The organism is Shimia sp. R9_2, assembly GCF_017743735.1.
Lineage (GTDB): Bacteria > Pseudomonadota > Alphaproteobacteria > Rhodobacterales > Rhodobacteraceae > Shimia.
Genome location: NZ_JAGHRO010000001.1, coordinates 154,897 through 180,280, shown reverse-complemented (window position 1 = coordinate 180,280; position 25,384 = coordinate 154,897). Strand labels below are relative to the sequence as shown.

The 25,384-nt window shown below is 59.8% G+C and carries 24 protein-coding genes and 1 tRNA gene; 10 read left to right on the top strand and 15 right to left on the bottom strand.

The window, feature by feature from the left end:
• Positions 1–3: 3 nt before the first annotated feature.
• Complete coding sequence (locus tag J7400_RS00780) at positions 4–1,428, top strand: sulfotransferase family 2 domain-containing protein (protein WP_209057916.1); 1,425 nt, start codon at positions 4–6, stop codon at positions 1,426–1,428.
• 60 nt (positions 1,429–1,488) lie between these two features.
• Here the strand turns inward: J7400_RS00780 and J7400_RS00775 are convergent, their stop codons facing one another.
• From J7400_RS00775 to J7400_RS00745, 7 genes are all read right to left on the bottom strand, one after another.
• Positions 1,489–1,953 carry a PTS sugar transporter subunit IIA gene (locus tag J7400_RS00775; protein WP_209057914.1) on the bottom strand — a complete coding sequence of 155 codons (465 nt, stop codon included), beginning with the start codon at positions 1,951–1,953 and terminating at the stop codon, positions 1,489–1,491.
• Between the two features lie 42 nt (positions 1,954–1,995).
• Positions 1,996–2,565 carry a ribosome-associated translation inhibitor RaiA gene (gene raiA, locus J7400_RS00770; protein WP_209057912.1) on the bottom strand — a complete coding sequence of 190 codons (570 nt, stop codon included), beginning with the start codon at positions 2,563–2,565 and terminating at the stop codon, positions 1,996–1,998.
• 348 nt (positions 2,566–2,913) lie between these two features.
• The gene (gene lptB / locus J7400_RS00765; RefSeq protein WP_209057910.1) at positions 2,914–3,672 is read right to left on the bottom strand and encodes an LPS export ABC transporter ATP-binding protein; all 759 of its coding nucleotides are present in this window, start codon (positions 3,670–3,672) and stop codon (positions 2,914–2,916) included.
• Positions 3,673–3,675: 3 nt separating this feature from the next.
• The gene (gene lptA / locus J7400_RS00760; protein WP_348540088.1) at positions 3,676–4,158 is read right to left on the bottom strand and encodes a lipopolysaccharide transport periplasmic protein LptA; all 483 of its coding nucleotides are present in this window, start codon (positions 4,156–4,158) and stop codon (positions 3,676–3,678) included.
• A gap of 3 nt (positions 4,159–4,161) precedes the next feature.
• Positions 4,162–4,773, bottom strand: coding sequence for an LPS export ABC transporter periplasmic protein LptC (lptC, locus tag J7400_RS00755; protein WP_209057908.1), 612 nt, complete (start codon positions 4,771–4,773; stop codon positions 4,162–4,164).
• 6 nt (positions 4,774–4,779) lie between these two features.
• A complete protein-coding gene (locus tag J7400_RS00750) occupies positions 4,780–5,754 on the bottom strand; it encodes a KpsF/GutQ family sugar-phosphate isomerase (protein ID WP_209057905.1) in 975 nt (324 codons plus the stop codon).
• A gap of 12 nt (positions 5,755–5,766) precedes the next feature.
• Positions 5,767–6,378: a ribonuclease D gene (locus tag J7400_RS00745; RefSeq protein WP_209057903.1), complete on the bottom strand. Its 612-nt coding sequence runs from the start codon at positions 6,376–6,378 to the stop codon at positions 5,767–5,769.
• A gap of 215 nt (positions 6,379–6,593) precedes the next feature.
• Between J7400_RS00745 and J7400_RS00740 the strand changes: the two genes are divergently transcribed.
• From J7400_RS00740 to J7400_RS00730, 3 genes are all read left to right on the top strand, one after another.
• Positions 6,594–7,298: a hypothetical protein gene (locus tag J7400_RS00740; protein WP_209057901.1), complete on the top strand. Its 705-nt coding sequence runs from the start codon at positions 6,594–6,596 to the stop codon at positions 7,296–7,298.
• A 290-nt stretch (positions 7,299–7,588) separates the two neighbouring features.
• On the top strand, positions 7,589–8,704 hold the full coding sequence (locus tag J7400_RS00735) for an efflux RND transporter periplasmic adaptor subunit (protein ID WP_209057900.1): 1,116 nt from the start codon (positions 7,589–7,591) through the stop codon (positions 8,702–8,704).
• A gap of 5 nt (positions 8,705–8,709) precedes the next feature.
• Entirely contained in the window at positions 8,710–11,820 is a 3,111-nt protein-coding gene (locus J7400_RS00730; RefSeq protein WP_209057899.1) for an efflux RND transporter permease subunit, read from the top strand.
• A gap of 108 nt (positions 11,821–11,928) precedes the next feature.
• Here the strand turns inward: J7400_RS00730 and J7400_RS00725 are convergent, their stop codons facing one another.
• Both J7400_RS00725 and J7400_RS00720 read right to left on the bottom strand, forming a co-directional pair.
• Positions 11,929–12,243: a hypothetical protein gene (locus J7400_RS00725; protein ID WP_209057898.1), complete on the bottom strand. Its 315-nt coding sequence runs from the start codon at positions 12,241–12,243 to the stop codon at positions 11,929–11,931.
• A gap of 229 nt (positions 12,244–12,472) precedes the next feature.
• A tRNA-Leu gene (locus J7400_RS00720) sits at positions 12,473–12,559 on the bottom strand.
• A gap of 236 nt (positions 12,560–12,795) precedes the next feature.
• On the opposite strand from J7400_RS00720, the gene J7400_RS00715 reads away from it, so the two are divergent.
• Positions 12,796–13,776 carry a complex I NDUFA9 subunit family protein gene (locus J7400_RS00715; RefSeq protein ID WP_209057897.1) on the top strand — a complete coding sequence of 327 codons (981 nt, stop codon included), beginning with the start codon at positions 12,796–12,798 and terminating at the stop codon, positions 13,774–13,776.
• An 88-nt stretch (positions 13,777–13,864) separates the two neighbouring features.
• Here J7400_RS00715 and J7400_RS00710 read toward each other — a convergent pair whose 3' ends face one another.
• From J7400_RS00710 to J7400_RS00695, 4 genes are all read right to left on the bottom strand, one after another.
• Positions 13,865–15,331: a globin-coupled sensor protein gene (locus J7400_RS00710; RefSeq protein WP_209057895.1), complete on the bottom strand. Its 1,467-nt coding sequence runs from the start codon at positions 15,329–15,331 to the stop codon at positions 13,865–13,867.
• 390 nt (positions 15,332–15,721) lie between these two features.
• Positions 15,722–16,501, bottom strand: coding sequence for an ion transporter (locus J7400_RS00705; protein WP_209057893.1), 780 nt, complete (start codon positions 16,499–16,501; stop codon positions 15,722–15,724).
• Positions 16,502–16,636: 135 nt separating this feature from the next.
• Positions 16,637–17,479: a sterol desaturase family protein gene (locus J7400_RS00700; RefSeq protein WP_209057891.1), complete on the bottom strand. Its 843-nt coding sequence runs from the start codon at positions 17,477–17,479 to the stop codon at positions 16,637–16,639.
• Complete coding sequence (locus J7400_RS00695; protein ID WP_209057889.1) at positions 17,469–18,035, bottom strand: TetR/AcrR family transcriptional regulator; 567 nt, start codon at positions 18,033–18,035, stop codon at positions 17,469–17,471. Before J7400_RS00695 ends, J7400_RS00700 begins: the two co-directional genes overlap by 11 nt.
• A 116-nt stretch (positions 18,036–18,151) precedes the next feature.
• Between J7400_RS00695 and J7400_RS00690 the strand changes: the two genes are divergently transcribed.
• From J7400_RS00690 to J7400_RS00680, 3 genes are all read left to right on the top strand, one after another.
• Complete coding sequence (locus tag J7400_RS00690) at positions 18,152–18,997, top strand: bifunctional helix-turn-helix domain-containing protein/methylated-DNA--[protein]-cysteine S-methyltransferase (protein ID WP_209057887.1); 846 nt, start codon at positions 18,152–18,154, stop codon at positions 18,995–18,997.
• 153 nt (positions 18,998–19,150) lie between these two features.
• Complete coding sequence (locus tag J7400_RS00685) at positions 19,151–19,798, top strand: OmpA family protein (RefSeq protein WP_209057885.1); 648 nt, start codon at positions 19,151–19,153, stop codon at positions 19,796–19,798.
• A 115-nt stretch (positions 19,799–19,913) separates the two neighbouring features.
• Complete coding sequence (locus J7400_RS00680; RefSeq protein WP_209057883.1) at positions 19,914–20,459, top strand: NAD(P)H-dependent oxidoreductase; 546 nt, start codon at positions 19,914–19,916, stop codon at positions 20,457–20,459.
• A gap of 153 nt (positions 20,460–20,612) precedes the next feature.
• On the opposite strand, the gene J7400_RS00675 is transcribed toward J7400_RS00680, so the two are convergent.
• Positions 20,613–21,647: an FAD-dependent oxidoreductase gene (locus J7400_RS00675; RefSeq protein ID WP_209057875.1), complete on the bottom strand. Its 1,035-nt coding sequence runs from the start codon at positions 21,645–21,647 to the stop codon at positions 20,613–20,615.
• Between the two features lie 87 nt (positions 21,648–21,734).
• Here J7400_RS00675 and mnmD point away from each other — a divergent pair, with 87 nt between their 5' ends.
• Positions 21,735–22,412, top strand: a complete 678-nt coding sequence (mnmD, locus tag J7400_RS00670; RefSeq protein ID WP_209057873.1) for a tRNA (5-methylaminomethyl-2-thiouridine)(34)-methyltransferase MnmD — start codon at positions 21,735–21,737, stop codon at positions 22,410–22,412.
• Entirely contained in the window at positions 22,409–23,275 is an 867-nt protein-coding gene (locus J7400_RS00665; RefSeq protein ID WP_209057871.1) for a DMT family transporter, read from the top strand. The genes mnmD and J7400_RS00665 overlap by 4 nt, the downstream gene beginning before the upstream one ends.
• On the opposite strand, the gene J7400_RS00660 is transcribed toward J7400_RS00665, so the two are convergent.
• A complete protein-coding gene (locus J7400_RS00660; protein WP_209057869.1) occupies positions 23,272–25,224 on the bottom strand; it encodes a lytic transglycosylase domain-containing protein in 1,953 nt (650 codons plus the stop codon). The genes J7400_RS00665 and J7400_RS00660 overlap by 4 nt on opposite strands.
• Positions 25,225–25,384 lie beyond the last annotated feature (160 nt).

The window sequence follows — 25,384 nt, the reverse complement described above, 5'->3', positions numbered from 1 at the left end:
CTTATGGACCAACGCTTTGACTATTTTGTGGTTTTTGCCGAAATGCGCACGGGTTCCAATTTTTTGGAAGCCAACATCAATGAGTTTGATGGGCTGACGTGCCACGGCGAGGCTTTCAACCCGCACTTCATCGGATATCCGAACAAGGATGCCATCCTTGGCGTCTCGCTTGAAATGCGCACGGCTGATCCGATGCAGCTGATCGAGGCGGTCAAGGCGGATCAGGGGCTGTCTGGCTTTCGCTATTTCCACAATCACGAACCGCGGGTGCTTGATGCTATCCTGAATGACCCGCGCTGCGCCAAAATCGTGCTGACCCGCAACCCGCTCGACAGCTACGTCAGCTGGAAGATCGCCAAGGCCACCGGTCAGTGGAAGCTCACAGACGTGCGCCGCCGCAAAGACAGCACCGTGCAGTTTGATGGCCCTGAGTTCAAACGCCATGTGGAAGAGCTGCAGGCGTTTCAGGTGCAGATCATGCGTTGCCTGCAGGTGAGCGGACAGACGGCCTTCTATGTGGCCTATGAAGATCTGCAGGATGTTGAGGTGATGAACGGGTTGGCGCGCTTCCTCGGCCATGACGGCGCGATTGAGGCGGTCAATAAGAAGCTTAAACCACAGAACCCTGCCGCGCTGTCGGAGAAGGTCGAGAACTTTGACGACATCCCCCGCGCGCTGTCAGAGCTGGACCGCTTCAATCTCAACCGCACCCCCAATTTTGAGCCGCGGCGCGGGGCGGCTGTGCCAAGCTATGTGGCCTGTGCCGTGGCCCCCTTGCTCTACCTGCCGATCAATTCCGGCCCGCAGGCGGCGGTGACGCGCTGGATGGCTTCGCTGGATCATGTGGCGCCTGATGGGCTCATCGAAAACTTCAGCCAGAAGACCCTCCGCCAGTGGAAAAAGGCCCACAGGCATCACCGCAGCTTCACAGTGGTGCGCCACCCCGTCGAGCGGGTGCATGCCGCTTTCTGTGAGCGTATTCTCGCGGCGGAAGACGGGGTCTACAAACAGATCCGCAACACGCTGCGCCGAGTCTACAAGATGCCATTCCCGAAAGATCCACCCAAAGCAGACTATGGCCCTGAGGCGCACCGCGAGGCGTTTTTGGCGTTTTTGGGTTTTGTGAAGGCGAATCTGTTGGGTCAGACCAGTTTGCGCCAGGACGGTCATTGGGTCAGTCAGGCGGTGGCGATGAAGGGATTCGCAAATCTGGCTCTACCCGACATGATTGTGCGCGAGACTGAGATGGAGAGCTATCTCCCCGCGCTGGCGATGCAGGTCGGGCGGATGGATGCCCCTGATCCGGAGCCGGTGGATCCGGGCCATCCGGTGGCGCTGAGCGCGATCTATGACGATGAAATCGAGTCGCTGGTGCGGGATATCTACAAGCGCGATTACATCACCTTTGGCTTTGACAGCTGGCAATGAAAAACGCGCCTGCAGCGAAAGCTGAGGCGCGTGATCTTTGTTTGGAAAGCGGCCTGAAAATCAGGCGGCCTGCACCGTGTCACCTTCGGTCAGGATCGTGAACAGCGTGGTCGGATCCGGGTTCGCCCGAAGCTTGGCGCAAATCGCACTTTCCCGCAGTTTGCGGGACACTTTGGCAAGCGCCTTAAGGTGCTCCACGCCGGCTTCTTCCGGCGCAAACAACGCAAATGCGATGTCGATTGGCTGACGATCTACCGCGTTGAAATCAACAGGCTTTTCCAAAAGGATGAAGGCGCCTGCGACGCTTTCAAGCCCGTCAAAACGCGCATGCGGCAACGCCACCCCATGGCCCACACCTGTGGGGCCGAGGTTTTCACGTTCCTGCAACGCTTCAACAACGGTTTGCGCGTCCAACTGGTAGGCGGATTCAGCGAGATCGCCAAACTCCTGCAGCAAACGCTTCTTGCTTGAGGCGGCCGTCACAACACGTACCGCCTCTGGCTTGAGGATCGTAGAAAGGTCCATCTTGCCTGTATCTCCGGATCGGGCGCGAAACGCCCTCTCGCTTTATGTCTGCGGGTCGATCCAGCCTATGTTGCCGTCATCCCGGCGATAGACCACATTCAACCCAGCTTTACCTTCGTTCTTGAAGATCAGTACAGGCGAGCCCGCAAGTTCCATTTGCATCACAGCCTCACCGACGCTCAAAGATGGGATCTTTGTTTCCATCTCGGCAACGATCACAGGTTGTAGCGTATCCGGCTCTGCCTCATGTTCTTCAGCTTCAGGCGCGAGGATATACGAGGAAGCCCCCAAAAGTTCAACCGGTTCGACTCTTTCCTTGTGGTGATCTTTCAGACGGCGCTTGTAGCGGCGCAGCTGTTTGTCCATTTTTTCGGCACAACCATCGAAGGCTGCATAGATTTCTGTCGCATGTGCCTTGGCCTGAGCGGTCAGCCCGGTGGACAGGTGTACGGTGGTTTCACACATGTATTCATGTGCGTGTTTTGAAAAAGTGATTGTCGCGTCAGTCGGTCGGCCGGCGTATTTTTCTAAGACATCGCCAAGTTCGTTTTGGACATGAGTTTGCAAAGCATTGCCAACGTCGATGTGTTTTCCGGTGATCTGATAGCGCATCCTGTCTCCTTTTCGATGACATGTCGGACCACGAGCTTTATCCGCCCGTTATCAGTTAGGTCCGAATGCTGGTAATCGACATATGCGAACCTTGCTTCAGACCTGGCCTTGGTAAAAAGGCCGCTTTGGTATCAGCGGGGGTTTTAGCAAATGTCATACTCAGCATTTGAGTATTCCAACCGCTGAGAGTCAATGATCCAAGTCAAAATCGCGGTATTTTCAACGCGCGCGATCCCGTTTCGGCGGGTGCTATCTCGCCCAGCCCGTGTTGTGACGGGCTAGAAATCTTCAGAAAATAAAGGGGGTATCGGCGTGTTTTATGCGCGATAGGATCAGCGCTGGCTGACCCTAGGAAATTCGGAAGTTTTCTCCGAGATAGACGCGGCGCACGTTTTCGTTTTCCACCACTTCTTCCGGTGTGCCGGACATCAGCACCTTGCCGTCATGCAGAATGTAGGCGCGGTCCACGATTTCCAGCGTTTCGCGCACATTGTGGTCCGTGATCAACACGCCAATACCGCGCTTTTTGAGGTCGGCCACCAGATGGCGGATGTCTCCGACAGAGATCGGGTCAACACCGGCAAAGGGCTCATCAAGCAGCAGGTACTTGGGGTCAGCCGCAAGACAGCGGGCAATCTCCACACGGCGACGCTCACCACCGGAGAGCGCCAGCGCAGGCGCGCGGCGCAAATGCTCGATGGAGAACTCAGACAACAGCTCTTCAAGCCGCTCACGACGCTTGAGCCGGTCTTTGTGGGTGATGTCGAGAATGGCGGTGATGTTATCTTCCACCGACAGGCCACGGAAGATCGACATTTCCTGTGGCAGGTAGCCGATGCCCAGCTTGGCGCGGCGGTACATCGGCAAGGTGGTCACGTCGCGCCCGTCGATGGTCACACGTCCCCCTTCAGGCACCAGCAGGCCCGCAACCGCGTAGAACGTGGTGGTTTTGCCCGAGCCATTGGGGCCAAGCAGGGCAACAACCTCACCGCGTTGCAGCTCCATGGAAAAGTCGCGGATCACCACGCGCTTGCGATAGGCTTTGCGCAGGCTTTCGACGCGCAGACCGGAATCGCCGTCGGTCACGGAAAGGGTGGGTTTGGCCATGTCTTATTCCGTCTTCAGCACAGTTTTTACCCGCCCGGTCATGCGCGCGGTGTTGTTCTGAAGGTTGAGGACCATACGGTCAGCAGAGATGGTTGTGGCGGCCTGATTGACGGTCACATTTCCGGTCATCACCACGTCGCCGCTGTCGATGGAGTAAACAGCCTCATCCGCTTCGGCGGCGTCTGGCCCCTGCACCAAGAGCACATTGCCCTGCGCCACCAGTTTGTCGATGCCGCTGTTGTCGGGCAGGTAATGCACGTTCACTTTATCCGCGGTCATGCGCATGTCACCTTGGGAGATGTCCACATCCCCTTCAAACACGGCGCTGCCATCAGATTGGTTCACAGACAGGCTTTCAGCGGTGACCTCAACCGGCAGGCCGGTGTCCTGCTGGCTCTGGCCAAAGCCAAGCTGCAGCCCCTGAGCTGTACCGATTGCCGGCATAAACGCCAGCACACCAATCAAAAGCGCGCGGTAAAGAAGCACAGGTCACCTCGTTGTCTTCTGCGGTGTGTATACCAGTCGCACACCTTTTGTGAAAAACAAATATATTTCATTGTTTTCGCCCGAAGGGCGCAGGGCCATCCGGCCCGCTTGAAGCTCGCCCAGCGCACTTTCGGCTGTCACCTCACTGGTGGTGTCGGCGCGGGCTTCTTCCAGACCAAATGTCATGGCCTCTGTCTGGATGGTGTAGCCGGTGGAGGTCAATATCTCCACGTCGCCATCCAATAACAGCTCCTGAAAACGGCCATCCATTTCACCTTCTTTGGCGGTCACGGTGATCTCCGTGCCGCCGCCGATCGACAGCAACGCCCCGACATTCTGCGCAATGATGCGCGAGGGGTCTTCCGCGTCCGGATGGGCGGTTTCGGAGGTCACGGTGATATCGTGGCCATGATCGGTTTTGCCTGAGAAATAAGGCGCGGTGATCTGGCGATCCCGCAGCCTTTGTTCCAGATCGACATCCGCAAAGGGAATGGCGCCTTCCAGATCGACCTGTTTTGACACCAGAAACAGGGTCGACAACAGGCCAAGTGCCGCCAGCGGCAGCAGCACTTTGAGCCATGCCACAAGGGTGGAATATGTCAGGCGCCGTCGCAAATTGGATCAGCCCAGACCGGCGCGCAGGCAGTCATGGATGTGCAGCAGCCCCGCAGGGGCGCCGTCGCCCTCGGGATCCACCACAAACAGACAGGTGATCTTGCGCTGGTTCATGATGCCAACAGCCTCTTCAGCCAGCGCACCGGGGGCAATGGTCTGCGGTGCGGCGGTCATGACTTCGGTTGCAGTGCGCTCCAGCAGGCCATCCATATGGCGACGCAGGTCCCCGTCGGTGATGATGCCGAGCAGTTTGCCCGCGTCATTGGTGACCCCAACCACGCCAAAGCCTTTCTGGCTGATCTCCAGAAGCGCATCGCTCATGGCGGTGTTCTCGCCAATCACCGGCAGGGCGTCACTGGTATGCATCAGATCGCGCACGCGCGACAGCTGCGCCCCCAGCTTGCCGCCCGGGTGGAACTCTCGGAAGTTTTCCGGCGTGAAGCGGCGGTGCTCCATCAGCGCCACAGCCAGCGCATCGCCCAGCGCCAGCGTCATGGTGGTGGAGGTGGTTGGCACAACACCGGTGCCGCAGGCTTCCTGCGCCTTTGGCAGAATGAGGCCGATGTCACTTTGCTTGATCAGGGTGGAGTCCGCACGGCTGGCAACACCGATGAGCGGAATGTTGAAACGGCGGGTGTAAGCCACAAGATCGGCTAGCTCCGGAGTTTCGCCAGAGTTGGAAAGCACCAGCGCCACATCGCCCTGCGCCATCATGCCCAGATCGCCATGGCTCGCCTCTGCCGGATGCACAAAATGCGCCGGTGTGCCGGTGGAGGCAAAGGTCGCGGCAATCTTGCGCGCGATGTGGCCGGATTTGCCCATGCCGGAGATGATCACGCGGCCCTTTGCAGACAGCAGCAGTTCGACCGCGTCGCCGATCTCCGCTCCGAAGCTCTCGGCGAGCAGGCGCAGCGCCTCGGTCTCGATGGAGACCACACGGCGGGCGGTTTCCAAAAAAGTGTGCTTGTCGGCATCCGTCATGGGGCAGATCCTTTAGTGCGCAAAAATATCTTGTTCCGGCCAACCGGCCAGATCAAGGCGCGCGCGCATGGGCAGGAAGTCAAAGCAGGCCTGCGCCATCTCTGTGCGGCCTTCCCGCGCCAGACGCTCGTTCAGCTTGTCGCGCAGTGCATGCAGGTAGAGCACGTCAGAGGCGGCATAATCGAGCTGTGCCTCGGTCAGGGTCTCCGCACCCCAGTCGCTCATCTGCTGCTGTTTGGAGATATCAACGCCCAGCAGCTCCTGCAGAAGGTTTTTCAGACCATGGCGGTCGGTGTAGGTGCGCACGAGCTTGGAGGCGATCTTGGTGCAATAGACCGGCGCCGTCAGCGCGCCAAAGGCGTGGTACATCGCGGCGATGTCAAAACGCCCGAAGTGAAACAGCTTCAGAACATTCGGATCTTCGAGCATCTTTTGCAGGTTCGGCGCGCTGGTCTGGCCTTTGGCCACCTGCACCAGATGGGCGTTGCCATCCCCGCCGGACATCTGAATCACGCACAGCCGGTCGCGATGCGGGTTCAACCCCATGGTTTCACAGTCGATGGCCACAACCGGGCCAAGATCAAGCCCGTCGGGCAGGTCGTTTTGATAGAGGAAATTTGCCATAGGTGCCTCGAGTAATCGGATGCCAAGCACTTACGGCTTTCGCGCCTGTGTTTCAATGTTTTGCGGGGGGTACGTTTACAGAGTCTAAACTGCGGCCAAATGCGTTGATGACAGGGGTGCGACGCTTGGATCACGTCTTTACGAAGGTTTTTTGACGCCCTACATAGCGGATCATGGATTTTCGCACCCCGCTTTCTGTTGATGAAGAGCTAAAAATGCTTGTTGAATCCCGCGCCCGCGAGGCCGGGCCACGGGTTGAACGTGTGGAGCAGGGCGGGCAGGTGTTCTGGATCAAGCGCCCGGAAAAGCTGGATCTGCGGTTTCGTCTGCAAAAAGGAAATCCGGAAAAGGCCTTCATGCGGGAGCGCCAAGCCTATCATGAGATGAATGCGGTGCAGGCTCCTGTGCCACAGGTGGTGGCGGATGGTCCTGATTTTCTTGTGCTGCCGGATTGCGGTAAAGATCTGCGACAACAGCTCGGAGACGTTGGTAGCGGAGGTGAGGGGCGGGATCTTCTGCTCAACGCCAGTCAGTCGCTTGGCGCGTTTCACACCTTGGGCTTTGCCCATGGCCGCCCCAGCCCGAAAGACATGTGCCTTGTGGAGGGCAAGGTGCTGCTTCTGGACTTTGAGCGCTATCAGACCAAAAACAACACCCCCAAAGGGCAGGCGCGGGATCTGGTGATTTTCGCCTTCAATGTGGCGGCGAATTCGGCGCAGATGCGCCCGGCGCTTGGGGAAGCAATGGCGGCCTACCGGAATGCTGCGCCCAGCGGCATTTGGGACATGTCACAACAGTTGTGTCGGCGTCTGAAATGGGTCGACTGGCTGACAAAGCCGATCCAGATGCGCCCCGGGAACAGGTCGCGGGAGATCAAGGCGATCCCCTTTGTGATGGATTTGTTTCTCGCCGACGCCTGAGCGTTTTGGCTGAAAATGTCCTATGTTCACAATTGCATGAAGTGGACGATACCGCTGCGCCCTTGGCTTGACTGGCGCAAGTCTGACCACTTATGCGGAATGATATATTAAAGCCGGTCAATCCCAGACCGAAAGTATCAAGCTAATGTCCGCGTCTGTCATGCCGCCGTCACTGCCCCAAGGTTAACTTGTTGCACAATTAGGCAGCTCTCTGTGTGTGCTCTTTGGGGGGCATGGCGCAGCGCATTGCTGTTCTTTCCGAATTTGACCCATATGGAGGTTCGCGTTCCATGAATGTATTGAAGCTTTCCACTGCATTGCTGTGTGGCACCGGATTGGTTTTCCTGTCCGCCTGCAAGGAAGAAGAGACCACCGTCGCAGAGCCGGTTGTGCGCCCTGTCCTGTCCATGGTTGTGGCCGATGTCGAGTCGGTGCTGAAATCGACCTACCCGGGCCGCGCCATTGCGTTTCAGGAGCTGAACATCGGCTTTGAAGTGCCCGGAAAACTGTTTGCGCGCCCTGTCGATGTGGGGTCTGAGGTCGCGGCAAATGATGTGCTCGCCATTCTGGACGCCAAACCCTACGCCGCGCAGGTGCGTGCGCTGGAGGGACAGCGCGCCGCTCTGATCGCCAATCTGGAGAACGCTAAGGTTGAGCTGACCCGCCGCGAGGCTCTGCTGGAAAACGACTTCGTGTCTCAGGCCAATGTCGATGATCAGATCGCTGTAGTGCGCTCCACCGAAGCCAGCATCGAAGCGGTCGAAGGCTCTCTGGATGGGGCGCGGCTGAACCTTGAGTACACCACCCTTCATGCGCCGTTCAGCGGACAGGTCTCTGTGACCTATGTCGACAACTTCCAGAACGTGAACGCCCGCCAGCCGGTGGTGCGCCTGCTGGACACATCCCGCATCAAGATGGAAGTGGCGGTGCCGGAGAACCTCATCAATCTGGAACCCTTTGTGGACAGCATCGAGGTGGAATTTGCCAGCCTGCCCGGCGTAAAAATTCCGGCGCAGATTGCTCATGTGGGGCATGAGGCCTCCACCACCACCCGCACCTATCCTGTGACCATCATCATGGACCAGCCAGAAGGTGATCACATCCAGCCCGGCATGGCAGGTTATGCGACCGCGAAAGTGCAGCTGCCTGACAACTGGGCCGAGACTGGTATACAGGTGCCTGCAGGCGCTGTGTTCTCCCCCAACAAATCCGCACCGGACGACACTTTTGTCTGGGTGATTGATCCGGACACGCTGACCGTGTCCAGCAAACCGGTTGAGGTGCGCGCGTTTAACGACCGCGGCCTGCTGGTGGATGGTCTGGTACAGGGCGACCGTGTGGTCACCGCCGGGGCCAACACCCTGACCGCAGGTCAGCAGGTGCGCCTGACCGAGGTTGAGGGGTAAGACCGATGTCGCTTGCTGCAACAGCGGTCAAGAACCGCACAGTCACATATTTTGCGCTGGCCCTGATCCTTGTGATCGGCGCGCTGTCCTACTTCCGGCTGGGCCAGCTGGAAGATCCCGAATTTACGGTGAAAACCGCGCTTGTGGTCACGCAATACCCCGGCGCCAGCCCCACAGAGGTGGAGCTCGAAGTCACCGATCCCGTTGAGGGCGCCATCCAGGAGCTGCCCGAGCTGAAGTTTCTGACCTCTTTTTCCCATGCCGGTCTTTCCATTGTGAAAGTGGAGATCAAACAGGAATACTGGGCGGATCGTCTGCCGCAGGTCTGGGACAAGCTGCGCAGTAAAATCGGCGATCTGAACGGCTTGCCTCCGGGGGCCGGAACCCCCAATGTCATTGATGACTTCAGCTTTGTGTATGGCTTTGTGCTTGCCATCACCGGTGACGGCTTCACCTATGCGGAGCTGGAAGAATACGTCAAAGACATCCGCAAAGAGCTGAACCTTGTGGAAGGTGTTTCCCGGGTCGAGACCTGGGGTCTGCAGCCCAAAGTGGTCTATCTGGAAGCGTCTGAGCAGCGTCTGCTGGATCTGGGCCTGTCCACACAGGATTTCATCGCCACCCTCAACCTGCAGAACCAGGTGGTGAACGCAGGCGCGCTGGAAATCAGCAACCGTCGCATGCGGGTGTCCCCGACTGGCGAATTTGAAACTGTGGAAGACATAGGAAGCCTGCAGCTGCGCAGCGGTCTGCAAGACCGTATCTTTGATGCGCTGGACGAGCTGGACACCGGCATTCCTCTGCCCATTGAGCGCACCTCCGAAGTGCTGCGCCTGCGCGATATCGCCGAGATTTCCCAAGGCTATCTGGAACCCGCGCTGACCGAGATGCGCTATGACGGCCAGCCCGCCATTGCACTCTCCATCGCCAATGTCTCCGGCGGCAATATCGTCGACACTGGCCGCAATCTTGATGAGAAACTGGCGGAGATCAACGCGACCCTGCCGGTGGGGGTGGAAATTCACCGCGTGGCCTGGCAGAGCGATCTGGTCACCACGGCGATCGACTCCTTTATCATCAACCTTGGTGAGGCGGTCTTGATCGTTCTGATCGTTGTGGCTGTCTTCATGGGATGGCGCATGGGTCTGATCATCGGTGGCGCGCTGCTGCTGACCATTCTGGCGACCTTCATCGTGATGGTGGTGCTGAAAATCGACCTTCAGCGGGTGTCTCTTGGCGCGCTGGTGATTGCGCTGGGCATGATGGTGGACAACGCCATTGTGGTGGCCGACGGCATGGCCGCACGTCTGAAGGCAGGGATGGGCCGCGTGGAAGCGGCGGTCAAAGCTGCTTCAGAGCCGGGGATTGCGCTGCTTGGCGCGACCTTTGTGGCGGTGATGGCCTTCTACCCAATCTATGCCTCCACCACCAGCGCCGGTGAATATGCCGGATCGCTCTTTGTGGTGGTCGGCGTGTCGCTCCTGCTGAGCTGGGTCATTGCCATGACCATCACGCCCTTGATGTGCATCGACATGGTGAAAGCCCCCAACACAGATGGGGAGCAGAGAGAGGCTGTGATCTTGCGCGTCTTCCGCGCTGCGCTGACCGCCTGTCTGCGGGCCCGTGCGCTCACCGCGCTGGTGTCTGTCGCGCTTCTGGCGACCTCGATCTATGGCTTCTCCTTTGTGGACCGCCTGTTCTTCACAGATGCGACACGTCAGCAGTTCATGGTGGACATCTGGGCCGAAGAAGGCACCACCATCGCCCATACCTCAGAGCTTGCCAAACGGGTTGAACAGCGCCTTGACGGGGATGACCGTGTGGCCGGTGTGGCAACCTTTGTTGGCTCCGGTGGTCCGCGCTTCTACCTGCCGGTGGATCCGGAGTTCCCCTATGCGAGCTACGCGCAGCTGGTGGTGAACACCACGAGCCTTGATGTGGTGGACGATCTGATTGCGGATCTGGATCCATGGGTGGGTGAGGCCATCCCTGAGGCCATGGTGCGGGTGCGCAAATACACCGCCGGTCCGGGCAACACCTGGCCGTTTGAGGTGCGCTTCAGCGGGCCTGCCAATGCCGATCCGGAAATCCTGCGGGATCTGGCGGAGCAGGGCATGGCGATCCTGCGGGCCACCCCGCACGCCAAGGACATCCGCAGCGATATGCGCAACCGCGTGTCCAAGCTTGTGCCGGAATACAATCAGGTGACCGGCATCTGGACAGGCACCTCGCGCAGCGACATCGCCAATGCCTCGCTTCTTGCTTACGACGGGGTGCCTGTGGGCCTCTATCGTGACAAGGAAGATATGCTGCCCATCATCCTGCGTCGCACCGAAGAAGAGCGTCAGACCGTGGCGCGCGACTTTGGCAACATTCAGGTAACCCCGGCGTTCTCCACCAAGAACCTGCCCATGTCGGTTGTGACCGATGGCGTCTCGGTGGAGCTCGAAGACCCCACCATTGTGCGCTGGAACCGCCGCCGTGCGGTGGCCGTTCAGGCCAGCGCGCATGAGGTGACCCTGCCCACCCTTGTTGAAGAGGTGCGGGCTGAGTTTGAGGCGATCGAGCTGCCAGCGGGCTATAAGATGGAATGGCGTGGGGAAACCTACAGCACGGCGGATTCTCAGGACTCCCTGAAGCCCGGCTCTGCCCCTGCCTTGGTGATCATGGTCTTTATCGTGGTGGCGCTGTTTAACGCCTTCCGCCCGGCCTTGGTGATCTTCACGGTGGTGCCCTTTGCCTTGATCGGGATCACCGGAGGCTTGCTGCTCTTTGGTCAGCCGTTCTCCTTCATGGCGCTTTTGGGGGCGATGAGCCTCGTGGGTCTGATGATTAAGAACTCCATCGTGCTCTTGGATGAGGTGAACGCCAATCTTGAGAAAGGCATGGATTCGCTCAACGCGCTGATCGAGGCCGCTGTGTCCCGTCTCAACCCGGTGCTGCTGGGGGCGGCGACAACGATCCTTGGGGTGCTGCCGCTGTTGCAGGACATCTTCTGGATCGCCATGGCCACCACAATCGCAGCGGGCCTGACCATCGGCACATTGATCACCATGTTCATGGTGCCGGTGTTCTACGCGCTGATGCATGGCATCAAAGCGGGCCACAAAGCCTGATCCACGCGGCACTCATCCGCCGCAGGACAAACTGAACTGATCTTAAACCGTCCGGTGCCTTTGGGGGCCGGGCGGTTTTTTGGTGTGGCGACTTCTCACCTGTCTGCTCTAATTTATTGAGAGAAATTCCGAGCTGGTGAACAGATAGGAGGATTCGCTTTCTCCCCCTAGGCGGATTTTGATGATTAAATCGGGTGTCTTCTCTACTACCTCGTACTCGGTGCCAGGTGGGAGGATACCGCACAGCCTTTGTTTCGTGAGGTAATCAAGCATCTGGTCCTCTCTGGAGGTGATCGCGTATATCAGCTTGGCGTAGTCATTAGGCGTCACACAGGCAGGCGCCTCGCCCTTCAGTATGTCAGCGTGGGCTGAGCCTGAGAGTAGCGCCGTTGTGATGCAGGCTATTGCAAAGGTCTTCTTCAAATTTCAGTTTCCTTATTCGGCAGATCGCAGCCAAAAATAGGTGCTATTCCATGACTTTAGGCTAACAGTGACCTATCGTTCTGGGGAAGATATTTGTGCCTCTGTAGGGCTTGTATCGCAGTTTTTATTGCAGATAGCGGGGCGGAAGACGCCGAAGCGCTGGGCGCAAAACACAAAAAAACCGCAGTAAACTGCGGCGTTTTTGCGAACCAATTTTTCAGAAGAAAATTGGTGCCCAGAAGAGGACTCGAACCTCCACGTCCATACGGACACTAGCACCTGAAGCTAGCGCGTCTACCAATTCCGCCATCTGGGCACGGGTTGGTGAGGCAGGCATTTAGACCTGTGCGGGGGGGGTGTCAACGCGATTCTGGAAGTTTTTTAAAAAATCTCACCGGCGCGTTTGCGGAATGCGGATCGGGTGGCACAGCGATCTGTTGCAAAGGCTCTAATTGACTGGGTTTTCTTGTCGCGGAGCCCGCCTTGAAGCTTGTTCGGAATCAGCCTGAACGATATTTCTTTCGGGAAGGCTCGGTAAGCGGAGGTCCCACCATGTCCAAACTTGTCACCATTTTCGGCGGTTCTGGTTTTGTGGGGCGTCATATTGCGCGGCGGATGGCCAAAGAAGGCTGGCTGGTGCGCGTCGCAGTGCGTCGTCCCAATGAGGCGATGTTTGTGAAACCCTATGGCTCTGTGGGCCAGGTCGAGCCGGTGTTCTGCAATGTGCGTGACGATGCCTCCGTGAAAGCGGCGCTGCTGGGCTCTGATGCGGTGGTAAACTGTGTCGGCATTCTGGCGGATCGCGGCAAGAACACCTTTGATGCGGTTCAGCATGAGGGCGCTGAGCGCATTGCCCGCATCGCGGCGGCGGAAGGCGTGGCACGTATGGTGCAGCTCTCAGCCCTTGGTGCGGACAGCGACAGCGCCAGCCAATATGCCCGGACCAAAGCCGCAGGCGAAAACAGCGTGTTGCAGCATATGCCCAACGCGATGATCCTGCGCCCTTCGGTGATCTTTGGGCAGGACGATGAGTTCTTCAACCGCTTTGCCTCCATGTCGCGCATGGGGCCGGTGCTGCCGATCATGGGCGGCGACACCAAGTTCCAGCCGGTCTATGTGGATGATGTGGCGCAGGCGGCTGTGATGGGCGTCACAGGCGATGTCAGCGGCATCTATGAGCTGGGCGGGCCGGAAGTGAAAAGCCTGCGCGGCTGGATTGACGAGATGCTTACGGTGATCCACCGCCGCAAACTGGTGCTGAACCTGCCCTTTGCTGTGGGCCGCCTGATGGCCTTTGGGTTTGGCCTTCTGCAAAAGCTGACGCTGGGGCTGTGGCACAACTCGGTGATCACCGCAGATCAGCTGATCCTGTTGCGCAGTGACAATGTGGTTTCTGACGGGGCGCAGGGCTTTGAGACTCTGGGCATCACGCCCTTGGCGCCTGAAGCGGTGATGGCTGATTATCTCTGGCGGTTCCGCCCCTCCGGCCAATATGACGCCATCAAGGATTCCGCGCGCAATCTGAAGGTCTGAGGCCATTTGTCCTAAGGGCATATGTCGGCACAGCAAAAAGGCGCCCTTGGGCGCCTTTGTTGATTGCGGATGTTGAGGGGGCGGCGGTTTACGCGACCTCCACCCAGTCTTCATCCTGTGCGCGCTCGGCTTCCTCGCTGGCCGCTGCCTGCAGGATAAACCCGTTCACCAGCTGCGACATGGCCTCTGTGTCACGCTGCATGGAGCCCATCGCTGCGGCGGTCTGCTCCACCATGGCGGCGTTTTCCTGTGTCACACTGTCAAGCTGGGACAGTCCCTTGGCGATCTCGGTCAGGCCGCTGGACTGTTCGCGCGCAGAGGTGGCGATTTCCGAGCTCAGGCTGGCTGCCTGCTCCACGTCAGAGACAATGGTGCCAAGGGCTGAGCCTGCGCGGTCCACCAGCTCCACTCCGCGCTCCACAAGATCGTTGGTGTCTTTGATCAGATCACTGATCTGCTGGGCGGAATCGGCCGCACGCTGGGCCAGACTGCGCACCTCAGAAGCCACCACGGCAAAGCCGCGCCCGGCATCCCCTGCACGCGCCGCTTCGACGCCTGCGTTGAGCGCCAGCAGGTTGGTCTGAAAGGCAATCTCGTCGATCAGGCCCGAGATGTCGGAAATCTTGGCAGAAGCTTCGGCAATCTCGCGCATGCAATGCACGCTTTCCAGCACCACACTGTGTCCGCTTGCGGCGTTGGAGCGGGTGGCGGAGACCACGCGGTCCGTGTCTGAGGTGGCGGAGGTGGAGGCCTGTACGCTGGCGGTGATTTCATCCACCGAATGCGCGGTTTGCTCCAGCGTGGCGGCCTGCGCCTCGGTGCGCCGCGCAAGGCTGTCTGCGGAATCGTTTACCTCGGTTGCGGTCAGGTCGAGATCCACCGTCGCATCCTTGATGGTTCGGATGATGTCGCCCATCGTCAGCATGAGATCGTTGAAATCGATACGCAGCTCGTTGAAGCGCGCCGGATAGTCGCTTTCTTCTGGGCCTGGAATGGGCTGGGACAGGTCTTTGTTGGCCATACGCGACATGGCGGCATTCAGATGGCTCATGGCCTGTTCCCGCTCTGCCCGCTGCGCAGTGAAGTAGGACTCAATCACCAGATTGGTGTCGAGCGCAAAGGCGCGGGCCAGCGCGCCAAGGACGCGGCTCGGATCTTCGCTGCGGCGGCGCAACCAGGAACCGCTGAGCCGCTTCAGCAGCAGGCTTTGAATATGGGTTGAGGCGCGCGCATAGCCTGACAGGTAGAAATCAAACGGCAGCTGGATGCGGTAATGCACCTGACCGATGGTTTCTGCGGATTTCAGATAGGCCGGTTCAAATTCGCCGCTCAACAGCATTTCCCAATGCTCTTTCTGGCGGGTGCGCGCGTGGTTGAGGATGTCCTCTGTGGGGAAGAACCGGGCCACTTCCGCTTGGTTTATGGCGAAGGTGTAGAAGTCCTCCAGAACGTCATCAAGCAGTGGCGTGACAATCCGTCCGGCGTGTTTGAGGGCTTCTAGATCTGCGCCAGTGAGTGAAAAATGTTCGAGCTGTGCTGAGATATTTGTAGTCATGTCATCTATTCATCGTGCTGTGCGAGGATGACATAAGCGGCCCAAATCCTAAGGAGCTGTATAGGATTTTCAAACTGGACGGTTCAGTCTTTGCCGCTCTCAGTTTTGCAAAACATATCTGGAAAATACATATATTTCAGTATGATAATTTTTATCGACGATAAAAGGTGCAGCTCGGAAACCCCATTGGAAGTAAGGTGGCCTTAGGGCCTTAATAAACAAGGGGGTTTAGATCGATGCCTTGCAAAAAACATCTCAGGGTTGCGAGGGAAGATGGATAATAGTCGCGCTCGCTATTTCTGCTGTTTTCGCCAACCTACTCAGAAGTATAGGCGGGGATGAAAGTGCATAAAATTTTATGCATCTCCCACCCGACGCAAAAGGTATTGATTAATCAGCGGATTTTTCTTTCAGCGCTTTTTCGATTTCGGCCAAACGACTCAAGACCTCATCGCGATAAGTGCCGGTTTCCGCCTCTGCTTCGACGTGATGGGCGTCCTGCATGGAATTTACCACCAGACCAACCACAAGGTTGAGCACCACAAAGGTGGTCAGCAGGATAAACGGCACAAAGAACATCCACGCATAGGGGTAGATCTCCATCACCGGGCGCACGATGCCCATGGACCAGCTTTCCAGCGTCATGATCTGGAACAGAGAGTAGCCGGATTTGCCCAGCGTACCGAACCAATCGGGGAAGGCGGTGCCAAAGAGTTTGGTGGCCATGACCGCGCCGATATAGAAGATCAGCGCCATCAGCAGAAAGACCGAGCCCATGCCGGGCAGGGCGTTGATCAGCCCCTCAATCACCCGCCGCAGCGATGGCGCGACCGAAACCACACGGAGCAGACGCAAAATGCGCAGCGCCCGCAAGACCGCCAGCCCCTGCGCCGCCGGCACCAGCGCAATCGCAACAATCACGAAGTCAAAGACGTTCCAGCCGTCGGTGAAAAACCGGCCGCGCTGCACATAGAGTTTGGCCGCGATCTCGCCGACAAAAATCGCCAGACACAGCCCATCCAGGGTGATCAGCAGCGGACCCATGGCCTCCATCAGCGGTTTGGAAGTCTCCAGACCCAGAATGACGGCATTGAAAAGGATCACGCCGAGGATGGCGTTCCGAAAGGTCGGGCGCTCGATGATGGCGCCGATTTTGTCACGAAGGCTCATGAAGATGGTCTCAAGGTTGCGCGTGAAAGTCTATCACGCGCTTTCATATGGGAGGGGCGTGGGGTTTCGCAACCCGCACGCCCCTGAGGAGATTGGTAAAGTTGGGCGCTGGGCCTCTTGGTCCTAAGCCGCGCTTTACGGTTTCCAGCCCGGAGGGCCAAACAGGCGGCCAAACAGCTCGCGCCCGGATTTGGCGCGGGTAATGTCACGCCACAGGGCGGGCAGCTCGGAGAACCAGACTTTCACCGGGTTCTGGCTGTCAAAGTCGGTGGTCAGCCCATAGCGCGGACGCTCCTCTTCCACCTGAAAGCTGCCAAACATGCGGTCCCAGATGATCAGGATACCGGCGTAGTTCTTGTCGATGTATTTGTCGTCACAGCCATGGTGTACGCGGTGATGCGAAGGCGTGTTCAGCACCCATTCCAGCGGGCCTAACTTGCCGATCAGCTCCGTGTGCAGCCAGGTCTGATAGGCCAGCACAAGGATCACGGACCCCAGCACCAGATCCGGGCTGAAACCAACCAGCACCATGGGAATATGCGCAATGAAGGACCAAAGGCTTTCCAGCGGACCAAAGCGCACGGCGGTGACGATATTATAGTCGCGGCTGGAGTGGTGCACGGCGTGCTGGGTCCACAACAGGCGCACGCGATGGGCGATGCGGTGCTCCCAATAATAGGTGAGGTCCGCAAGCAGAACGGCGGCCACAATCCAGGGCCAGGTTGTTGGCAGATGCCAGCTCACCACCGTGTCGCTGAACACATAAAGCCCCACATAAAGCGCCGTCATCATGCTGGCTTCCACCAGGATGTAAGGCACCTGTGTGGAGGCGCTGGCGAGCATCTCAAGCCAGGTTTTGCCTTTCAGCGACCCTTTGAACCAGGCTTCTGCGATCTCGATCACCAGAATGGCGATGCCGATGATGAAAAACACCTCATCGACCTGTTGGGCGAGCTCCATAAAGCGTTCAGGCAGCATCATTTGTCTCCTTTTGTGTTAGGCTCAGGCCGGATGTGAGGGTGCGCCATGTGAGCGCGGCGGCCTCCTCTGCGGTGGCGTCGCCATCGCGCACAACCGCCCAGGCGGCATAGGTGAGCGTCTCAAAGGCCTGTACAATCCAGGCTGTCGGCACGGCGGCGTCAAAGCCGCCCTCCGCCTTGGCGGCCTCAACCGCTTCTGCCAGCTCCTCTAGCTGCCGGGTGTAGGCGGCCAGCACCTCCGGCACATGGTCCAGCGGCTCATTGGCGAGAAACATCTGCCGGTCTGCCAGCGGGATCATTGACTCAAGGCTCAATCGCAGCGCTTCCGTGTGGCTTTCGGCATCCTGCGTTTTGGCCTCAATTGCAGCATCCAGCTCTTTCATGGCGGCCATGGCCAGCGCGGCCATCAGCTCTTCGCGCCCTTTGTAGTGGCGATGCAGCGTGGCCCGGCCGATCCCGGCCTCATTCGCCACATCCTGCAATGTGGCCGTAGGGTTAGCGGAAAAGACGGTAAAGCCCGCCTCGATGATTTTGGTGTCTGTGCCATAAGTCATGAGACATAGATGTCTCATTTTTGGCCGATGTCAAGGGAGGCCCAAAAATGCGCAATTTTCGGGTCGCTCTATGACAAAGCTCGGCCTAGGGTGAGCGCAAGATGAGGAGATGCGCCATGAACGACATGACCGAAGGCTATCATTACAATGTCATGCGCCGCGCGATCGAGCTGATTGATCAGGGCGGCGAAACCATGTCTCTTGAACAGCTTGCCCAGGCCATGGGCATGAGCCCCGCGCATTTCCAGCGGCTGTTCACGCGCTGGGCCGGGGTCTCTCCCAAACGCTTCCAGCAATACCTCACCCTCGGCCATGCCAAAGTGCTGCTGCATGAGCATTTCACCACGCTGGATACCGCCAATGCCGTAGGCCTGACCGGCTCAGGCCGCCTGCATGATCTCTTTCTGCGCTGGGAGGCGATGAGCCCCGGCGATTACGCCAAGCGCGGCGAGGGGCTGACGATCTACTGGGGTTGGTTTGACAGCCCTTTTGGCCTCTCGCTGGTCACCGGCACTGAAAAGGGCATCTGCGGCATCGGCTTTGCGGCGGAGACGGGGGAGGCGGAAACCATCAAAGATCTCTTCTCCCGCTGGCCCAAGGCCAATTTTGTCGAAGACCCGATGTTTTTGCGCCCCTGGGTGCTCGCCGCCTATCAGGCAGAGCGCGCCGAGCTCGATAAGGTGCCGGTCTATATGATCGGCTCGGCGCTGCAGATCAAAGTCTGGGAGGCGCTGATGCGCATTCCGTCGGGCGAAGTCACAACCTATTCCGAAATCGCGCGGGTGATTGGCAAGCCCAATGCCGTGCGCGCCGTGGGCACTGCGGTGGGGCGCAATCCAGTGAGCTGGCTCATCCCCTGCCACCGCGCCATGCGCAAATCCGGCGGTTTGGGCGGCTATCACTGGGGGCTGCCGGTGAAACGGGCGTTGCTGGCCTATGAAAGCGCGCGCGCCGAGGCCTGAGCAGCGCGTTCAAGACCCATCACAAAGCGGGGATTTCGGCGTCTATTCGCCGACTTCGGGCGGCAAAACGCTTGGGGGCGCCGCGTCGATCGCATATATTGAGCCTCAACAGCCGGCAGAACCGGCGATCAAGTAAGTTATTGAGGCTTTGACATGAAAAAATTCACCCTGTCCTGCTGCGCGCTGTCATTGGTGGCTTTGGCCGCCTGTACCGATCCGAACTATGTGACCGGCGGCGGCACCGATCCCCATCGTCAGACCAAGAGCGGCGCGATCATTGGCGGCGTTCTGGGCGCGGGCCTTGCGGCAGCAACCGACAGCAACATTGCAATCGGCGCAGCTCTTGGCGCCGGTGTTGGCGCCGTGGTTGGCAACGAGCTGGACAAACAGGAAGCCGAGCTGCGCGCGCAGCTGGATGACGATGTGCGCATCGAAAACACCGGCGACCGCCTGATTCTGACCATGCCGCAGGACATCCTCTTTGCGGTGGACAGCTTTGAGGTCAGCAGCTTCCTGAAAGACGATCTGGCCAAAGTGGCCAGCAGCCTTGAGGCCTACCCGAATTCCACCGTCCAGATTCTGGGCCACACCGACAACACCGGCAGCGCCAGCCACAACCAGACCCTGTCTGAGCGCCGCGCCAATGCGGTTGCCGATGTGCTTCTGGAAAACGGCGTGTCGGTCTCCCGCATCCAGACCATCGGTCGCGGCGAGGACCAGCCGATTGCCTCCAATTTGGACGAAGCGGGCCGCCGTCAGAACCGCCGTGTTGAGATCGTGATCCTGCCGTCCAGCGTGTGATCTGACCCTCTCTCGCGCGGATCTCTGCATTTGCGCACATAGTTTGTTGAAAGGCGTCGCTTGTGTGCGGCGCCTTTTGGCTTACCTTATCCTTGTGTGAACAAGGAGATCTCAGATGCCTCATAAACTGCTTGGTCTGTCCGGCGCGCTGCGCAGCGGCTCCACCAATCGACTGTTGCTGCGCGAAGCGGCGCGTCTTTACGGTGCGGCTGATTATGTCGAAGCGGATCTCAACCTGCCGCTCTATGACGGAGATCTGGAAAGCGAGAGTGGGCTGCCCGGAGGGGTGAACACCCTTGTGGCGCAGATTGCAGAGGCCGATGCGCTGCTGATCTCCACACCGGAGTATAACGCGGGCGTCACCGGCGTTCTGAAAAACGCATTGGATTGGATCAGCCGCCATTCCGAGAAACCGATGGTGGGCAAACCCACGGCCCTGATGAGCGCAGCCGCTGGCCGTGCGGGCGGCGTGCGCGCCCAGACCATGTTGCGCAGCTGTCTGGTGGCCTTCCGCCCCCGCATTGCGCTTGGCTCTGAATTTGGTCTGGCCAACAGCAGCAATGAATTTGATGCGGACGGTCGGCTGACCAGCGAGCATTACACCGCGTCCCTGACCGCCTTGATGGAGGCGCTCAAAGACGACGTCGGGCGCAGCCAGTAAGGCGAGGCAGCATCGTGCCACAGCCGTGCAACGCGTGAAAACGGTCTCATAGACCAGCTCCCGGCCCTGGGTCGGGTGAAGCCCCCTCCCGTGGGGAGGGTCGGGGGCTGGTCGGCTTCGCCGCCCATGTGATCGGATTGCAAGGACGCTAGGCTAGAGCGAAGCTTCAGGGCGGAAGGCGTCGGGCACGGCGTCTTTGCTCTCAAGCACCAGATCCGCCATCACTTCTCCGGCTTTTGGTCCCATGCCAAAGCCGATTTTAAAGCCCCCATTGGCGATAAATTCCCCGCTGCGGGTGGGGTGTTCGCCGAGCATCGGCGCGCGGCTTTTGGCGCGCGGGCGCACACCGGCCCAGCGTTCGATCACCTCGGCGTCTTTGAGCGCAGGCACCGCCGCATAGGCGCGTGCGAGCACCTCATCAAGCTGGGCATCGGTGCTGGTGGCATCGTCAAACTCACGTTCGCTGGTGGAGCCAATGGCCACCGTGCCATCCGCATGGGGCACGATATGCACCGCATCGGCAAAGAGCTGCGGCGCTTGTGACTGGTCCAGCCGCAACAGCGCCGCCTGACCTTTGACGCCATTGCCAACCGCTTTGCCCATCTCTTCTGACAGCGCCAGCAAGCCTTCATAGCCGGTGGCCCAGACCACTTTGCCCTGCGGCCTGCCCTCTTTGGTGATCTCGGCCCCCTTTGCGCGGAGCGCGGCGGCCAGTGCTGCACAGGCGCGGCGTGGGAACATGCGGCCGGTCAGCGTGTCATGAATGAGCCAGCCGGTGGGGCTGATTGGGGCCCAGTCCCCAAGGCTGTCCTGCGGCACAACCTCCCAGAGGGCTTTGCCCTGCCAGAGCGCCTTGGCGCTTTCCGCGCGGGCCTTGGCCAGTGTCAGCGCGTGCGCGTCGCGGATCGGCTGAATGCGCCCGGTGCGGCCATAGCCTGCGCTCACCCCACCTGCGGCCTCCACCTCGGCCCACCAGCCTTCCGCCATGATCAGGCTCTGAAATTGAAAGGCCTTTTTGACGTTCCAGTTCTCAGGCGTGTGCGGCGCCAATGCGCCCACCAGACCGCCGCTGGCTCCAGCGCCCACGCCATTGGGGTCAATCACCCGCACCTTGGCACCGCGTTTCGCGCAGGCCCAAGCCACCGACAGCCCAAAGGCCCCCGCGCCCATCACCGTTACATCCACCATGGTCCCATCCTTGTCTGCGTTGATGCCCATTGCCAAAGCGCGCGTTTGTGGTCAAATGCCGCGCACACCTCCATAAGGCAAAGCATGATGAGCGACCAGCAGGCGGATCTTGAATGGCGGCAGGATGCCATTCCTGTGTCCACACGTTTTGATGACCCTTACTTCAGCCTCGACAATGGGCTGGCCGAGACGCGCCATGTGTTTCTGGCAGGCAATGATCTGCCCGCGCGCTTTGCCCCGGGGTTTCACATTGCGGAGCTGGGCTTTGGCACCGGGCTGAACCTCTTGACCACATGGATGGCCTGGGATCAGGCGGGGGCGCAAGGCCCGCTGCGTTTCACCTCTTTTGAGGCTTTCCCGATGAGTGCGGATGAAATGGCGCGCGCGCTGGCGGCTTTCCCTGAGCTAGGCGACTATGCGGACCGTTTGGTTGCGGCGTATCGCGAAGATCCAACGCTGGCCATGCTTGACGGCATTGAGGCCCAGGTGGTGGTTGGCGATGCGCGCGAGACCCTCGCAGCCCTGAATTTTGAAGCGGATGCTTGGTTTCTCGATGGGTTTTCCCCGGCCAAAAACCCCGAGCTCTGGGATGAGGCTTTGCTGGCGCAGGTGGGCACACACACCAAAGCGGGGGGCACGGCGGCGACCTACACGGCGGCAGGCTTTGTGCGCCGCAATCTTGAGGCCGCAGGCTTTACGGTCACGCGCATTCCGGGTTTTGGCCGGAAGCGTCACATGACCCAATGTGTGAAACCCGCCGCATGAGCGCCGCCAACAACCGTCTTGGCATCCTGTTGATGTCGCTCACCACGCTGGTCTTTGCGCTGCAAGATGGCATCTCGCGGCATCTGGCCGGCGAATATAACACCTACCTCGTGGTGATGATCCGCTACTGGTTTTTCGCGCTGTTTGTGATTGCTTTGTCTGCGCGTCAAAGCGGCGGTCTGCGCAAGGTGGCGCGCACGGCGTTTCCGTGGTTGCAGATCGGCCGCGGCGCGCTGCTGGCGCTGGAAATCTGCGTCACTGTGCTAGCCTTTACCCTGCTCGGGCTCACCGAGACCCATGCCATTTTCATCTGCTACCCGCTGATGATCGCGGCGCTCTCCGGCCCTGTGCTGGGCGAGCGCGTCGGCTGGCGGCGCTGGCTGGCCATTGGGTTCGGGGCTGTTGGTGTGATGATCATCCTGAAACCCGGCTCCGGCGTGTTCAGCCCCGTGGCCGCCGTGCCGCTTCTGGGGGCGCTGATGTTTGCCGTCTATGGCCTGATGACCCGCTATGTGGCGCGCAAAGACAGCGCGCAGACCAGTTTCTTTTACACCGGCGTTGTCGGCTGTGTGGTGATGACCGCCATTGGCGTGTTTTACTGGGAGCCGATTGCCGCGCCGGATTGGACCTGGATGGGCACGCTCTGCGTGAGCGGGGTCGCGGGCCATTGGCTGCTGATCCGCACCTATGAGGTGGCTGAGGCCAGCGCGGTACAGCCCTTTGCCTATCTGCAACTGCCCTTTGCCGCCGCGCTTGGCATGGCCGTGTTTGGCGAGACGCTGCGGCTCAACGTGGCCATTGGCGCAGCGATTGTGCTGGCGGCGGGGCTGTTCACATGGTGGCGCGAACGGCAGGCGGCTTAGTTCAAGCGCTGGATGGTGCCGCCCACGATCTCGCGGCCAAAGGGCACCGGATGCGGGTCTTTGCCAAGCCGTGCGCGATAGACCGGCAGGCTTTCCGCCACGCGCATCACATAGTTTCGGGTCTCGTTGAACGGGATCAGCTCGATCCAGTCGATCATCGCCTCGGTCGAGCCGCCACGCGGATCGCCATTGGTGGCCATCCAGCGTGTCGGACGGCTTGGGCCCGCGTTGTAAGCGGCAGCAATCATGATGATATTGCCGTTAAAATCCTCAGACAGGCTGGCCAGAAAGGCGCTGCCAAGGCGCGCGTTATAGGCCGGATCCGCAGTGAGATTGCCCAGAACGTAGACCTCGCCCACATCTCTTGAGACATCACGCGCGGTGCCGGGCATCAACTGCATCAACCCGCGCGCCCCGGCGTGGCTCACCACCACCGGATCAAACTCGCTTTCGCGCCGCGCAATCGCGAGCGACAGCTCATCTGCCACCGGCAGGCTCTGATCGGTGAGCGGATGCAGCGGATAATAGGGGCCGGGCAGGGTGACACCCATGCGCACCATCTGTTTGCCCAACATCACCGCCACATGTGGCTGGTTCAGATCCAGCGCCATCTGGCCCATCTGCCCCAAAGCGGTGCGGTCCTGCGTTTCGCTCAGATGCACCCAAAACCGCTCGGCAAGGCTCAGTTCGCCAGCGTCCAGGAACATCCGTGCGGCCTTATGCACGCTGGAGGTTGTCCACGCCGCTTTGCGCCAGTCCGGAAAGCGCTCATTACCGTTTAGGGATGGGTCATAGGCGATCCCGGCTTTTTCAGCGGCGAGCAATCCGTAGAAACTTGTCTGATGCGCGCCGCCAGCCACATAGGCCTGCTGCGCGGTGGCTGTGTCGCCCATGGCCTCATAAGCGCGGCCCATCCAATAACCTGCCCGGCCAAGGGAAATCGGCGTTTCCACACTTTGCGCAAAACGCAAAAAATGCGCGGCGGCCTGTTCCGGCCGGTTCAGATAGCGCAGCGCCACATAGCCCGCCAGCCACTCACAATCGGCATAGGCATAACCCGCCTCAGGTGTCAGCCGGTGATTGGCGGCAAGCGCATAGGCGGTGCGGTAGTTGCCCGCGCGCATCTGGTTGCGCATGAGAGAGCGGCGGCGCGGGGCCCATTCTTCGGGCTCGCCCAATGTGCCCGCCTTGCTGCGCGCCAGGATCAGCTCAATCGCACTGTCGTTGCGGTCCTTGCGGTGGCGCCAGACAAACCGCTCATGGGCCAGTCCCGGGTCATTCTGCAGGCTGGCAGGTACCGCCGCAATCAGACCGTCAACGCCGTTGACCATCGCGCGCAGTCCCAGCCGCGCCTTGGCCAGCGCAACCCAGCCCTCCGACACATGGGGATACATCGCCTCGGCATTGCTTTCCCAGTTTTTCCACAGCATCGCATCCAGCCGCGCAGTGTGATGCGGGGCCAGCAACTTGCCGTAGCGGTCCAGAAAATCTGCTTTGGTCTGGGCATTCATCGCCATGGTGCGCCAGGCCAGCACGATCCCGGCCTCTGCGGTGCCGGCCTCTCCGGCCTGCTCCAGCACCCGCGCCTGCGCCAGCGCGCCTTCCGCCGTCTGCGCAGGCCCGTGCACAAAGAATGACATGCCCATCCGGTGGCTCACATCCGCAAAACCCGCCTCTGATTGCTTGCGCAGATAGGGCAGGCCGGGCCAGTCGCCGCGCCGGTCCAGAAAGGCGAGCACCTGATCGGGGCTGCCTTCGCCAGCGCGCAGGCGATGCCATTCCACGATGTCACGCGCCACCTGATCGGAGTTGCGCACGGCCCGCGCGGCGGCGGCCCAATCCTTGGCGCGCACAGCGCTCATTGCCGCGCGCAGCTCCTCGCGATGCTGGGCGGAGGCGGGCAGGGCCATAAGCAAGGCCACAACAACTGTCAGAAAAAGACGCAACATGGCTTGCATTTTCCCATGCCAAACAGGATAGAACCCGCACGATACGACGCGCCTTCCCCAGCCTCAACTCACAATCTTGGCAAGCGGGCAACTTACCGCTAGGGTCCGCGCGATTTCACACCACGGGCAATTCCGCCCAGCTGCGCAAAACAAAGGAGCG